This is a genomic window from Actinokineospora sp. UTMC 2448 (genome assembly GCF_024760565.1).
Lineage (GTDB): Bacteria > Actinomycetota > Actinomycetes > Mycobacteriales > Pseudonocardiaceae > Actinokineospora > Actinokineospora fastidiosa.
The window spans coordinates 4,773,069-4,786,728 of sequence record NZ_CP031087.1 but is presented as its reverse complement, the minus strand read 5'-3'; the positions used below and the strand labels follow the sequence as shown (position 1 = coordinate 4,786,728).

At 68.9% G+C, this 13,660-nt stretch carries 12 protein-coding genes and 1 CRISPR repeat array (1 of these 13 running past the window's edge); all 12 genes read right to left on the bottom strand.

Translation table 11 applies throughout. The features are described 5' to 3' along the window. Positions 1 to 857: direct repeats of the CRISPR family, unit length 37 nt; unit sequence GCAGCACCGACCCACCGCGGTCGGTGAGGATCTCAAC (it extends 195 nt beyond the left edge of the window). Between the two features lie 336 nt (positions 858 to 1,193). Then, positions 1,194 to 2,249, bottom strand: a complete 1,056-nt coding sequence (locus tag Actkin_RS21740) for a C40 family peptidase (RefSeq protein ID WP_258904057.1) — start codon at positions 2,247 to 2,249, stop codon at positions 1,194 to 1,196. Between the two features lie 85 nt (positions 2,250 to 2,334). After that, positions 2,335 to 2,931, bottom strand: a complete 597-nt coding sequence (locus Actkin_RS21735; protein ID WP_258904056.1) for a hypothetical protein — start codon at positions 2,929 to 2,931, stop codon at positions 2,335 to 2,337. Further along, positions 2,928 to 4,337 (bottom strand): type IV secretory system conjugative DNA transfer family protein, encoded by a 1,410-nt coding sequence (locus Actkin_RS21730; protein WP_258904055.1) that lies wholly within the window; start codon positions 4,335 to 4,337, stop codon positions 2,928 to 2,930. Before Actkin_RS21730 ends, Actkin_RS21735 begins: the two co-directional genes overlap by 4 nt. A 380-nt stretch (positions 4,338 to 4,717) precedes the next feature. Next, positions 4,718 to 6,019 carry a putative type IV secretion/conjugal transfer ATPase gene (locus tag Actkin_RS21725; protein WP_258904054.1) on the bottom strand — a complete coding sequence of 434 codons (1,302 nt, stop codon included), beginning with the start codon at positions 6,017 to 6,019 and terminating at the stop codon, positions 4,718 to 4,720. A gap of 134 nt (positions 6,020 to 6,153) precedes the next feature. After that, entirely contained in the window at positions 6,154 to 7,638 is a 1,485-nt protein-coding gene (locus tag Actkin_RS21720) for an SCO6880 family protein (RefSeq protein ID WP_258904052.1), read from the bottom strand. 10 nt (positions 7,639 to 7,648) lie between these two features. Next, on the bottom strand, positions 7,649 to 9,562 hold the full coding sequence (locus Actkin_RS21715) for a hypothetical protein (RefSeq protein WP_258904051.1): 1,914 nt from the start codon (positions 9,560 to 9,562) through the stop codon (positions 7,649 to 7,651). Next, positions 9,552 to 10,196 (bottom strand): DUF8175 domain-containg protein, encoded by a 645-nt coding sequence (locus tag Actkin_RS21710; RefSeq protein ID WP_258904050.1) that lies wholly within the window; start codon positions 10,194 to 10,196, stop codon positions 9,552 to 9,554. Before Actkin_RS21710 ends, Actkin_RS21715 begins: the two co-directional genes overlap by 11 nt. A 14-nt stretch (positions 10,197 to 10,210) precedes the next feature. Further along, the gene (locus Actkin_RS21705) at positions 10,211 to 10,531 is read right to left on the bottom strand and encodes a hypothetical protein (RefSeq protein ID WP_258904049.1); all 321 of its coding nucleotides are present in this window, start codon (positions 10,529 to 10,531) and stop codon (positions 10,211 to 10,213) included. Then, positions 10,521 to 11,381: a CpaE/TadZ family protein gene (locus Actkin_RS21700; protein ID WP_258904048.1), complete on the bottom strand. Its 861-nt coding sequence runs from the start codon at positions 11,379 to 11,381 to the stop codon at positions 10,521 to 10,523. Before Actkin_RS21700 ends, Actkin_RS21705 begins: the two co-directional genes overlap by 11 nt. A gap of 27 nt (positions 11,382 to 11,408) precedes the next feature. Next, positions 11,409 to 11,981 carry a hypothetical protein gene (locus Actkin_RS21695; protein ID WP_258904047.1) on the bottom strand — a complete coding sequence of 191 codons (573 nt, stop codon included), beginning with the start codon at positions 11,979 to 11,981 and terminating at the stop codon, positions 11,409 to 11,411. Positions 11,982 to 11,994: 13 nt separating this feature from the next. Continuing rightward, positions 11,995 to 12,975 carry a hypothetical protein gene (locus tag Actkin_RS21690; RefSeq protein WP_258904046.1) on the bottom strand — a complete coding sequence of 327 codons (981 nt, stop codon included), beginning with the start codon at positions 12,973 to 12,975 and terminating at the stop codon, positions 11,995 to 11,997. A gap of 15 nt (positions 12,976 to 12,990) precedes the next feature. Beyond that, complete coding sequence (locus Actkin_RS21685) at positions 12,991 to 13,488, bottom strand: hypothetical protein (protein WP_258904045.1); 498 nt, start codon at positions 13,486 to 13,488, stop codon at positions 12,991 to 12,993. Positions 13,489 to 13,660 lie beyond the last annotated feature (172 nt).

The window sequence follows — 13,660 nt, the reverse complement described above, 5'->3', positions numbered from 1 at the left end:
CCGTTCAGCACCGACTGGTTAGCAGCACCGACCCACCGCGGTCGGTGAGGATCTCAACTTCGTCGGCCCGCGATCGGCGCGGTACTTCGTCAGCAGCACCGACCCACCGCGGTCGGTGAGGATCTCAACCGGTTCGTGTGGCGCCGCCCGCGCTAAGGAGGAAGCAGCACCGACCCACCGCGGTCGGTGAGGATCTCAACTGCCGCTCAGGCCGCGAGGCCCGGTGATGGTCGTGCAGCACCGACCCACCGCGGTCGGTGAGGATCTCAACTGCGCGACGGGGTTGCCGCGCATGTCGCTGGTGTTGGGGCAGCACCGACCCACCGCGGTCGGTGAGGATCTCAACACCACGGCGCTGACCAACGTCGGCGCGGTGTGGGAGCAGCACCGACCCACCGCGGTCGGTGAGGATCTCAACGCCCACCGGCACCCCGAGTACATCGTCACCACCACCCCGCAGCACCGACCCACCGCGGTCGGTGAGGATCGCAACCACGTCGGTCCAGCTCGGCGCACAGCGCCTCGACCGCAGCACCGACCCGCCGCGGTCGGTGAGGATCTCAACATCACCCGCATCGCGGACCCCGCCACCGCCCAGAAGGCAGCACCGACCCACCGCGGTCGGTGAGGATCTCAACTACTTCAACACCCGCAAGACCCGCGCCACGGGCGGGCAGCACCGACCCACCGCGGTCGGTGCGGATCTCTCAACGAGTGGCAGACCGTCGACCGGCGCACCACCTCGCCGGCAGCACCGACCCACTGCGGTCGGTGAGGATCTCAACTCAGCCGGTGTGGAGCGGCTGATGATGCGGGGTGGTGCAGCACCGCGACCCACCGCGGCCGGTGAGGGGATTTCAGCATCAGCCTGCCGCAGGTTGGCTGGTCTGGCGGCAGAGGCAGCATCGACCTACTCCAGCTTGGTGAGAATCTCAACGAGACGTAGCTGGGCTGCGGATGTAGTCAAGAGCGCATGAGGGCTCATTGCGGCGGCAGCTCTTGGCACCCCTGATGATGCCCAGGTCGTTCTCGGTGGCTGGAACGGAAGCACCTCGGCGGTCGCTCCTTCGGTGGTCGCCTACCCGCTGGGGTCGTCGGGTGGGTGCGTTCACTCATGTCCAACTGTGCGGAGACCGACTGGGCATCATCAAGGGGCTACTAATTCACCTCCTTTCGATCTCCGTGTTGGCCGCTCACCCCACTCCTGGTCGCACCGCTCCGATGAACTCGCGGGACCAGTAGGGGGACTGCCAGATTTCCTCGGACACCTTGACGACGTCGCCGCTTTCTGGGGCGTGGACTACCCGACCGTTGCCGAGGTAGATGCCGAGGTGGTGGATTCCGCTCGGTTTGCCGTTGTGTGAGAGGAGGATGAGGTCGCCGGGCAGGATGGCGTTGGGGTTGGTGATGGCTGGTTGGAAGGCGTGCCAGATCGCCTGTGTTTGGTGGGGGATTGGGATGTTGATCTGAGCGTAGGCGTATACGGCTAGGCCGCTGCAGTCGAAGCCGACGATGCCCTGGTCGACTCCGGTGCCCATCGTTGGTCCGCTGGCGTTGCCGCCGCCCCAGGCGTAGGGGACGCCTAGTTGGCTGAGTGCTGCGGTGACGACGACGTGGGCATCCGGGTTGGGCGGGAGGTCACTGGCGGATGCGGAGCAAGTGGTGTCGGACAGTGCGACGAGGACCTGACGGGCAATCTGCTCGAACCTGGCGTACCGGTCGGGGTAGGCGCTGCGTTCGACGGCTTGGGCTGCGGCGCCAAGGGGGAGCGTCTCCCACTGGGGGACGTCGAGGAGGGTGTCGTAGAACTTGTTGGTGGCGTAGTCGGGGTCCATGACCTGGGTAGGGGTTCCCCAGCCCATGGAGGGGCGCATCTGGAACAGGCCGAGGCTGTCTCGGTCGCCGTGGTTGAGGTTGCGGAGGCTGGATTCGGTCATGGCGGCCATCAGGGCGATGACGATGCCTTCGTCCGGGATGGCCCGCCGTTTGCCGATGGCGACGATGGTCCTGGCGTTGTGCAGCTGGTCGGGTCCGAATGGGCCGAGCTGCTCTGGGCTCGCTCCTTCTGGTGCGCACGGGAGTGCGCCAGCGCCAAGGGCTTCGTCCTCGGTGACCAGAATGGAGATCACCAGGAGGGCGAAGATCGGGCAGGGGAGCAGGAACAGCGTGATGCACAAGCGGACCTTGCCGCGCCCGACTGCGGACGTCATGTCAGACCCCGCATTCCTCACCGGCTCGGCGGCCGTCATGGCCGTTGAGGATCAGGCGAAGCCTTCGAAGTTGGACTTCCATCCGAGCGAGCCGGGTGTTGGTCGACTTACGGATCATTCCTGGTCACCGCCTCGGGAGAGTGAGTGCTAGTAGTGATCGGTCGCGGGCTGCGAGCAGGGCGGGCGTACGCGCGGGATCGGTCGACCACGCTTGGTACTGCTCTGGCAGGTCAAGGCCGGACTCGTCATGGTTCCCGTCGCAGCGGGGCTTGCCCCAGTTGCCGTCGGCTAGACGGGAACGCGTGCGGGCGAGGCGTTCATGCCAGCTGAGGATGGCTTCGTGGGAAGAGGTGTCGGACCAGGCTCCAACCCAGGCGACGCGGAGACCGATCAGTTCCTCGGTGACGGTGGCATGCTGGGGCCAGCAGGCAGGGACGACGTTGGTGAGGCGGTAGGTGGCCACGAGCCAGTCGACCCAGTGGTCGAGCCGTTCCCAGGCAGCGCGGGCGCGTTCGAGTTGCTCGGCGTGGTCGGAGTCGGTTTCAGGAGGCGGGTAGGACTCGAACCGGAAGTCGCTGCGGGTCTCGCCGCCGGTCGCGCGGGGCAGTGCGTGTTCGAGCTCGACGATGCGGTTGGCGATGTCGGCGACGATCTTGAAAAGGTTCTCGATCATCTCCAACGCTGTGTTGACGCGCTCGTCAGAGGGTTGTGGTTGGTTCATCGGACTGTCCTCCCGGCGTCGAGGGCGGCGTAGAAGTCGCGTTCGGACCGTGCGGAGGTGGCGGCGTCGGGTCGTTGGTAGTAGGGCTCGAGCTTGGTCAGCACTGGCTTGAGGCCGCCGCTGGCGATGACCAAGCAGTGGTGTGCAGGGATGGATCGCACTGAGGCGGTGGTCATCGAGTTGCGCGCCCGGAGGCTGTACTGGGTGTGGCCATGGCGGGTGGAGAAGGTCGGGACCTGTTCGTCGTAGTCGTCGAAGTAGGCGGTGATCTCGCGCATCTCCTCGATCCCGGCAATGCCGGGCAGCACCATGCGGACAGCAGCGGCTCCCCACATGCTCAGCGCCTTCTCCCGGCCCCATCGGTCGACGGCTTGGGCGCGGTCCTGGGCGACGATGGTCGTGGGGATCCCGCGGCCGCCACCGTCGGCGATCAGGTCGGGCAGTTCGACGAGGGTGGTCGTGGTGGGTGCCTCGTCGGCCAGCAAGCGCAAGGCGGGGTCCAGTCGGTTGTTCTCGGATCGATGGGCGCGACCTCGGGCGTGGAAAAGGATCTCCTCCATGAGCGCGGACAGCAGGTCGGAGACGGCGAGGGCCTGGGCGCGCTCGGCGAGCAGGTAGAGCGTGCCGTCGCCGGTGTCCGGATCGAGGAACATCGCGGGGTCGAAGTGGTGGCGGTCATCGGGTGTGCAGGTAGCCAGTACGGCGGGATGGGCGAAGGCTTCCATCGCGCCTTCCACAGCCATGTAGTAGCCCGCGCGCTGTCGTTCGGGCGTGGTGATGACCGAGTGCTGCATCTCCGCCCAGTTGCCGGGCGTCGTGGACGAGCGGTCGAGGACGAGCGCGGGTTCCAGGCAGGTTTGGTCATAGGCCCAGCGGAGAACAGTGCAGATATCCTTGTGCGCCAGGGCTGCGGCGTGCAGGAGGTTCCGCAGGACTGCTTGGCCGCGGTTCTTCCACGCGTCCCCGTTGGACACCTTGGACATGTCCACGGAGCTCATCAGCGCTTGGGCGCGGCGGATGGCCACCGCGGGGTCGACGCACGCCTGTACGGGATCCCACTGCACCAACTGGAGCGCGGGAGCGCGCCGCAGTGGGTCGAAGAGCAGGACCTTGCCGCGCTCGGATCGAGACAGCCACGTCGCGGCCATGACATCAGCCCGGGAGCTAGGCGCGAGCAGAGGGCCGTCGTGGTCGAGTGCGGTGGGGATGACCACGGCCGAGGTCTTGCCGGACTCCGACGGCCCAACGACGTACTGACTCTGCCGCACCGACGAATAGCACTCCACGCCGGTGTGAACGTCCCGGCCAAGGCGGGCGCCGAGCTGCTCCGGCCGGGGACGCGCGGTGCACCGGGCAAGATTAGGGCGCAGACGCGGGGCCTGCGCTACGAGCTTCTTCTCGCCCAAGCGCCGAGCGACGTCCCGCCGGGAGGCATAGCCGGGCGCAGGAGCGCGGACTAGCCGCGCTAGAGGCACCGAGACGACTGCCAGCACTACGGTCAAGACTGCAACCGTCGACCAATAGAGCCACGCCGGTGGAACCACGCCACCCAGGCCAGGCCAGGAACGCATAGGCGACCCGGGATGCGCCAAGGCCCCGAAGACGGGTCCGAGGAGGTTCACACCAGCATCGCGCCAGCTCGGCCACCCGGCCCCACTGAGGACCGCCGCGATCTGGCCTGCCACACCGAGGACGGCGATCAGCAGGGCGATGAGACCGACCGCGAGCAACCCGGCGGTGTCGTGACGCAAGCCGTGCTGAACGACCTGCCGCCGCGTCCGCGCGTTCATCGCAGTCCGTCCTGGGCGTCGAGGAGGGTGTCCCACTCGTCGTCGGGGATGTCGTCGAGGCTGCTGGTGGGGCGCATGCGGGAGTCGGTTTGGACGAGAGGTTCCTCGAGGGTGCTGAGGAGATGTTGGACGACGAAGGCGCGGGCGCCGAAGAGCCACATCCCGCTGCCTTTGCGGAGGTGACGCAGGAGGGCGGTCTGGACGTCAGTGAGGCCGAGGAGGTCCCGCGTCAGCGGGAGAGCGGCTTCGACCTGCCGGTAGATGATTTTGAAGCCGGTGTCCTCAAGAAGGCCGCGGGCGAGGCGGGATGCTTCGGAGCCATCGGCGCCGACGGCGTCCCAGTCTGTGAGGCGGTGGGCGGCCATGAGGTTGCAGATGCCGTAGGCGCGGGCGAGCTTGTACTGCTCCTGGAAGCGCCGCAGCAGTGGGACGTAGCGCATGGCTAGCCACGCTTCGTCGTAGCCGACGAGGCGGGGACGGGCGTCGAGACGCATGAGTTCGGCTTCCATGGCCGATTGCGCGCAGACCATGGACATGACCGTGACGGTCTGGTCGGTGCGGATGGCGTGGAGGTTGAGGATGGTGCCGGGGGCGTCGAAGTCGAGGTAGCGGGCATTGTCCTCGGTGCTGTCGAACATCCCGGCGAGGGCGCCGCCGACCAGGCCGTGGAGGGCGAGGCGGGCGTCGCGGGACTCGTCGAGCAGTTGGGTGGCGGTGATGCCGCGTTCGTAGAGTTCGTCGGCCCACAGGTCGGTGGCCGTGAGGTGGGTGACGACTCCGGGGAGGGAGGCCGGGGCGAGGTGTTGGCGGGCGGTGCCCGCGAGTTGGCCGGTGCAGGAGTCGAGGGCGAGTTCGAGGGCGGTGCGTTCGGTCATCGACAGCGGCCGGTCGAGGCGGACGTGGACGAGCCCTTCGAGCAGCGACAGCCGCCGGGACTTCACCGCGCCGAGCCATTCGGCCTCGGTCTGGCTGCTGTGGCGGCGATGGGTGGCCAGCGGGTTCAGGCGCACGCCGAGCCCGGGGCCCAGGCGCAGCGGCTCGACGCCGACGGCGGCGGCGAGGTCGGTGTACTCGTCCTTGATGTCGACCCAGCTGAACGGGATCCCGGCGGCGAGGAACCGCAGGATCAGGCACTTCATCAGCGAGGACTTGCCGGAGCCGATCTCACCGATGATCAACCCGTTCGGGCTGGTGATCGCGCCGGCGGCGTAGAGGACCCATGGGTCGAACAGGAACGACGCCTGGCTGTAGAGGTCGACGCCGACGTAGGCGCCGGGCACCCCGAGGCCGGGGTCCATGACCCATGGGTACCAGGTCTGCAGTACCCCGGAGGAGGCGGTGTGGGCGGGTAGGCGCATGCGGTGGGCGAGCCGCCCGGAGCCGGTGCCGCGGGCTCCGTACCGGTCGACTCGACGACGTGTGCTGGCTGGGGTCATGATCCGGTCAGTCCCCTCATCGGGGACAGCCCGCGGGCAAGCGGCAGGGCGGCGGCGAAGAACGCCTGGTCCTGCTCCCCGTACAGCACCATCGTCGAGCAGCGGATCCTGGTCAGCCGCCGCCGGACCGAGGACACCGCGCGCCGCAGCCGGTCCATGTCCGGGGCGGTCACGCACACGAACATCGAGTACCGGAAGTAGCCAGCCCCGTCGCTCAGCTCGTCGTCGAGCTGCTGGGCGGCGGCGTACTCCTTCTCTGTACGGGCGTCGACGACCAGGCCGTGACGCTGCTTCATGTAGATGCTGCCCGCCGCGGCCAGCCGCTGGTTGTTGATGGACCGCTCCGCCCGCGACGGCGGCAACGGCTCGACGACCAGCGAGATCGAGCGTCGCACGTCGGACTGCTGGAGCAGCGGCGCCAGCCAGTTGGCCTTCACCGGTCGCCGAGGCAGCTCGTGCACCCACACCGTGGAGGACACCGCGGAGTCGTGCACGTATGCCTGCCACTGCCGCTCCGTGGCCGACGGGCCTGCGGTGCGCGGGTCGAGTTCGTGCTTCGCCGCGGACTGCATGTCGTACAGCGGCAGCGAGTCCGGGTCGAACTGAGTGTGGATGACCGCGGCCAGGTGTGAGGGCGAGAGCCAGCCGCGGACGGGGATACGCGCTTCCGTGATCTGCCGCTGCAGGTCGGCCAGACGCTCGACTACCACCACCCCGATGGCCTCGTCATCGCCTCCAGTGGCCTTGATCTCGGAGGCCAACCGGTGCAGATCGAACGCGACCGCGAAGAACACCTCGTGCCGCTGAGCCGTCGGGGCCGCGGTGGACACCAGTTCGCGCAGGACCTGGGCGGGCAGCCATTCGCGGTCGGTCACCCGATCGAGGTAGTACTCCTGGGCGAGGTTGGTGGCGTCGGGCATCGAGCGGAACAGCAGCTGCCAGCGGGCGATCGCGCTGTCCTCCTCGCAGGTGGACTCCATGACCGCTTCCCAGTCGACCAGCCGTCCGGCCTGCTCGGAGGACTCCTCCAGGATGATCGGCGTCCCCTCGGTGAGCAGGACCGCCGTCGCGGTGTTCGCCCGCTCGTCGAGAACCAGCCCGACGCGGGCGCGCCCGTCAGGGTTGGGCGCGGACAGCATCCGCAACCCGGCCAGGTCGCCGGGCAGGTCCATCTCTCGGGCAAGACTGTCCGGACCGAACACGGCGCCTCGGTAGACGTGGGACCGCCACAATCTCGACCACACCGCGGCGGACGCCGGTCGCGCCCATTCGGTGACGTAGCGGCCGCCGATACGGACGAAGCAGGCCCACACCAGCAGGCCCCCGGCGGCAAGCAGCAGGGCGAAGGCGACGATGCTGCCGGACTGCACGCCGAGCCAGGGCAGGCCGATGGCGATGACGACCGCGGTGACCTGGCCGAGGGTGAGCCGTCCGATCACGCCGCTGGTGCGTCGTGGCGGGAAGGTGTACTCCTTCTCCATCTGTTGCTCCTCATGCGGGTGGCGGTGTCCGTCGGCGGGGTGGGCGGGGCGGCGTGGACACGGGGTCCGGTCCCGAGGTGGGCGAGCTGGAGACGATTCGCCCGCGGTTGGCTGGTGCCGGTCGGGGCGCACCTGCGCCAGGTTCGACACGGGCGGGGCTTCCGGGTGGAGGAGCCTCGCTCGCGGTTTCGGCACGGCTCGCCGCGGTCCGCTCAGGCTTCGGAGGTGGCGGCTCGCTTCTCGGCTTCCCAACTGACGGCTCAGGTCCCGCTGTGCCGGACCCGTGATTGGTCCCGCCTTCGGTCTTCTTCGTCAGGCGGGCTCCGGCGGCCATCATCGTCTGGACCGCCGTGCCACCCATCCCTGTCGCCGACTTGGTTGCCCTGGTCGCGGCCGTGGCGGCGGGTGCGCTGCTCGCGTGGGCACCGCCGATGCGGTCGCTGACGAAATCGACCAGCTCCATCAGCAGGTACGGGCTTGTCACCATCATCGCGACGAGGGCCAGCCCCTGGATCACGTCGACGACCTGCCGCACGGCGTCCTCACCGGCGTCCAGGGGCAGGAGCATTGCCTGGGCGAGGAGCATCACGCCGACCATGGCGAACTTGGCCCAGGCGAGCGCGGTGAGCCTGCCCGCCCAGCGCAGCAGCCAACCCGACGACGCCGGGTGCACCTGCCCGGCGGCGGCGATGCTGCCGAACAGCGTCCACATCAGCACGAGCGCGCCGTGCAGGACCAGGAAGATGATCGAGAAGATCAGGCAGACCGCGATCAGGATCCCGGCCAGGACCGCCACCAGCGGGTTGACCTTGGCGAGGCTGCCGGTGAAGTCGGCCTGCTGCGCGAAGTCACCACCAGCGGCGACGAGCGAGCGGGTCGCCTCGTCGGACAACTGCAGCATCAGGATCGCCCCGACCCCGGCCAGAGTTACCCCGACCGCGGCCTTGAGCGCCCCGAACAGGCTGAATTGCAGGTGTCCGCGTCGCCATGAGGTGGCCAGGGTGACCAGCCAGCCGAGGAAGGCCATGGCCAGCGCGATCCCGGCGATGAGGTTGTAGACCGAGGTGAACGCGACCCCGGTGACGTTGGGCTGGGAGTGCTCTAGCGCGATCTCGGTGAACGACGCCCACAGCTTGGTGACCCCGGCGACGACGAACGCGACGACCTGCTCCATGCCCTTCTTGGCGACCCAGTTGAGGAACTCCTGGGCGATCTCGCCCGGGCTCATGACCTCGGTGGTGACGCAGTCGACGCACTCTCCGTCGATGGGGTGCTGCGCGTAGGCGTCGTGGATGGCCTGGTTCATCTGCCGGACGAACTCGTCGGAGAAGGCGTTCCATGCCTCGCAGCCGACGAGGTCCTGCTGGGTCACTATGCCCACGCAGGTGATGTAGAAGCCGCGGCAGGGACCAAGCGCGTCGGCCGGGCTCGTCGTGGCGACCATGCAGCCGTAGGGTCGGACGCCGTGGGTGGGGTCGTCCCACCAGGTGAGGTTGCCCCACTCGAAGCCGAACGGCTTGAAGCCCGGGTTGGGTTTCGCCCACTTCCTGAGTTGGTCGACGCAGTATCCGGGCGGCACGGCGACGTTGCGGGCCAGCTCGCGGAACTTGCGGAGTAACAGCACCTTGCGGGCGGAAGCGTTGGCGTCGGTCCCGGCGAATCCGGGTTGGAAGTGTTCCAGGAGCTCGGGCAGATCCTTGATCAGGTACGTGGCGTAGACGGAGAAGTCCCCGCCCTGGCAGCCGGGGGCGGTCATCCAGGGCGATTGGTGCCACTCGGCGCTGTCGACTACGTAGTGCCGCAGGTGTGGCGGGACCGTCGCCGGGTCGCCCGCGGCGGGCTGCGCGGCGGCGGGCAGCGGGTGGATCAGCAGGGCGACCAAGAGGAACAGGAGCCCGCAGAGACGGGCGGTGTCATGGGACATAGCTCCACCCGGGTTGTCGGAGTTCCGCGGCGCGGAAGCTGAAGTCGCCCGCCGACTCGGCGAGCCGCGCGTCCGCTCGGACGGGCCAGGGGCCCGGGTCGAACCGTTGGGACTGCACTCGCCACCGGTCGCCCGCCCAGATGAGGGTCACGACGCTGCGGCCCCACGTCTCGGTGCCCTCGGGTTGCTTGCCGTTGAGCGCGGAGGTGGCGGCGACGCCCCAGACCTGGACCTCGGCTCGGTGAGGCGTGTGGGAGAGCACCACGGCGGAGACGGGGGCGTAGGCGGTGCGGGTGGGACCGGGGTCGGTGAGGGACGGGGTCAGGACTTGGCGGGCGTTGTCGTCGGCCAGCGGAGCGAGCAGCTCGTCGGCGGCGGCATGCGCGTCTAGGGTTCCGGCGCTGACGCGGAACCCGGCGATCTGGAAGTTCTGAGCGGCGGTCACCGCTCCGGCGGCCGTCCTGCGGTCGTCGATGGGCACGCCGTTGCGCATCGGCAGGCCGGAGACCGTGTGGATCTGGACGGAGTCGCCGGTGGTCAGGGTGCCTGCCATGTATCCGGCGGCGAGGAGGGCGAGGACGCATCCTCCGATGAGGCCGCGTGGACGTGTTGCGGAGTAGCGGATTCTGGACACGGGTTCCTCCGGCTTCAGTCGATGGCGGTGATCCAGGTCCAGATGCCGCCCGCGGCGGTCAGCAGGATGCCGCCGAACCCGGCGCGGAGCATGTTCGTCTTGGCGTTCTGCGACAGGTGCATCCCGCCCGCCATGTGCCCGGCGACCCAGACGATGATCCCGCCGAGCAGGACGATGAAGGACACGCCGAGGCCGAAGAACAGGATCACCTGGGCGATGGTGAACATGGCGCCCGCTTTCGGCACTCCCCGCGGGTCCGGCCTGATGTCGGAGAAGTCCGGGCCGCCGGGCTGTCCGAGAAGGACGGTGAGCTGTTGGAGGGCTTCAGTGAACATGGCCGTACACCTCGTGGTAGGCGCCTACTAGCGTGACCGCGCGCAGCGCGGCGGTGGCTGTGCTCTTGCTGACTCGGTTGAGGCGCAGTGGGCTACCGGTGGTCAGCCGACGGTCGAAGGGCAGGTGGATCGCTGTGGTGACACCAGCGGTGGTCAGTAGCCGCTTGGCGGCGGGGACACGGCTGTTGGCGTAGGTGGAGGACAGAACCACCAGCGGGTGAATCGGGTCTGGTCGGTCTCGCAGGAACTTGAGCGCGGCGCAGAGGGACTCGGCCCCGGCGGAGTCGGCGCGGCCGACGAGCAGCACCACGGCACGGATCTCGTGCACGCGCAGCACGGTGCTCGTGTCCACCCGACCCGCGTCGACGACGATGCCGCCGCAGGTCGTGTTGGCCAGGCCGTAGAGGGTACGGAGTTCGGTGAATCCCGGTCCGTCGTCGACGAGGTGACCGCCTGCCGAGGACCTGGGCGCAGCGGCGAGGACGCGATAGGCGGGGACGTGCTGACGGAGCCCGCTGGCGGCCTGTGGGCCGGGGAGACCGGCCTGGTGCCCGACCAGGCGTCGAGTGAGGGTGTCGGGGCCGTGGCCGCACTGGTTGACGATCACCGTGGGGCCCGGGGAGGCGGCGGCGAGGACCTCGCCGACCAGGGCGCAGGTCGTGCTCGTGCCGACTCCACCCTCGGCACCCGCGACGAGGATCGGTAGCGGCGGCCTGCGTCGTGCCATCCAGGCCCACAGGTTCTGGGTCGGCTTGCGCGGCCAGCCTTTCGGAGTCGCGCGCAGCGGCGTCGTCGGGGTGACCGGTGCCGGTTCGGGCAGCTGCGGTGTTTGGGCGGTGCCCAGGAGCACAGGGGCAGTGGGGTTCATCGGACGGCCTCAGGAGGTCTTGGCGGTGATGGCGTTGAGGAGCGCGTCCACGACCGTGCACGGATGCGTGTCGCGGAAGCGGCTGTTGCGGACGGATGCGCCCGCGACGCCAGTGGAGAGGGTGACCAGGCCCAGGCAGGCCTTTCCGTGCTTGCGGTCGGTGAACGGCTTGATGAGACCCCGGCGGTTGTTCCACGACCTGGCCGTGGAGCCGCGGTGTTTGCCGGGATCGGCGTCGAGCTTGGACCGAGACCACACGACGCTCACCGCGAACACGCTGCGCTGGTCCGTCGAGTTGTCGTAGAGGCAGTTCACCGAGAAGGGACTGTTCGGCAGCAGGGTCTGCGCGATCGGCGAGTGCGGCTTGCCGTCGACGGGACGCACGGCCGCGGGGAAGTCAGCCCAGGTCAGCGCGCATGGGTCGAAGGGTGCGCCGACCTCGGCCGCGGTCTTCGGGTTGTTCAGGTCACCGAGCTGGACCGAGCCCTCCGCGCGTCGGTGGTCGGGCTGGATGGTGGCGGCGGGGTGGTCGGCGCAACCGGCCAGCGCGGTGATCAGGGCGGCGGTCACGAGGGTGTTCATGAGGTCCTCCGAGCTAGGGGATGGCGGCCAAGGCCGCTTCGGTACCGCGCTTCGCGAGGTCGCAGTCGGAACTGCGGCTGGTGACGACCTGGTAGGAGTGCGGGGCATCCGATCGGGTCTGGTCGGCCTGCAGCGTCGGCTCGTCGATGGGGACCCTGACGTGGCAGCTGACGGGCCGGTGGCTGAGGACGCCCCGCCTGCCCGCGACCTCAATCGCTGTGTAGTCCGAGGGGGACTGGAGAAGCACCCGCGGATCGGGCTCGACTGTGTACTCGACGACGAGCAGACCGCCACCAGACTCCGACCGCAGCTCGCAGCTGTGCGGGTTGCTCATCGCCAGGTCCACCGGCTGATCGAGGCGGGCGGCGATCCCGTCGAGAGCTGAGCACGGGTCGACGGTGGCGACGGGCAGGAACGGGACACTGACCCTGTCGGCCCTGGTCGCAGGGTTCACCCACCACCTGCCGACGGCGAGGAGGTAATCACGAGCGACCCGACACGGATTTCCTCGGTCGGCCGCGTCTCGCTTCACGACCTGCAGTTCGATGCCCATGTCCGGCCCGAACTCCCTGACGAAGGCGCAGTCCCGACTGGTGACGGCTCGCGGCATGTACCAGAACGACACGGAGCCAATGTCACGCCGCTGCCCACGCTGACGATCAGCCGTGCTGAACTCCACCCCAGCCGTGACTGTCACTGTCCACACAGGCAGATCGCCGGTGGGCTTGACCAGCTCCAGCCTGCAGGTGTTGAGGCTGGGACCGGGCATGATCTCGTCCGCGACCAACCCGGACACCCGGCCCGCGTCTTCCGACGAATGCAGAGCACACGGGTCGATCGAACGCATCGCCTCGAAGGCTTCGAACCGCTCCCCGCGGCTAGCCGCCTCAGGAACGGCCGTGCCCTTGACCGCACTCGAACAGCCCGCTAAGGCGACCGTGGACGCGGCAATCACGACGCCGCACCAGAGCGGCCCCATCAACGTGTCGAACATGCTCCAACCCCTCGGTCAGTGGATGAGAACGACCGTCCCGGCAGGCGCCGCCGCCAACAGCTCGGTCATCGCGTCAGGCGGAACCAGCACGCCGCCACTGGTGGACACACCGTCGTGGACCGGCACAGCCCAACGATGCGCTCCCGCGGCCTCCAGACCAGCGTCGTGGTCACCACTGCGGATGTGGGCGGCGAGTAGCAGCCCTCGATCCACCCCACCCAGCGGCACCGAGATCTCCCCGAGCACCAACGTCCGCCCACGAGGCGCAACCGCACCCGCCCGCACGTCCACCGGCCAATGCCGCACACGCCCACGCTCGACGAGCGCGATGGTCCGGTTCCTCGTATCAATCTCCAGGTGGGCAGGCTGCGGAACAGCCACCGTCCGCGCGTCGAGCTGAATCCACCCGCCACCGCCATACGGCACCCACGGCAACGCCACAAACCCCCACCCGGGGCTAGCGTCGAGCAACGGCACCCACGTCGCCCAGTCCAGCAACAGCGTCGGCGACAACAACGCAACCGGACGCGACCGCTCAGGCGTCCGATACACGGGCAGCGGAACGAGCGGATGCAACCTCATCCTGGCCCCCGCGACTAGAGCTCGCCTGCCTGACTCCAACCCGTTGGCCTTGGCTTCGGACACGACTCCACCCCCACAGCACGCAATTCCGCTGGTGCAACAG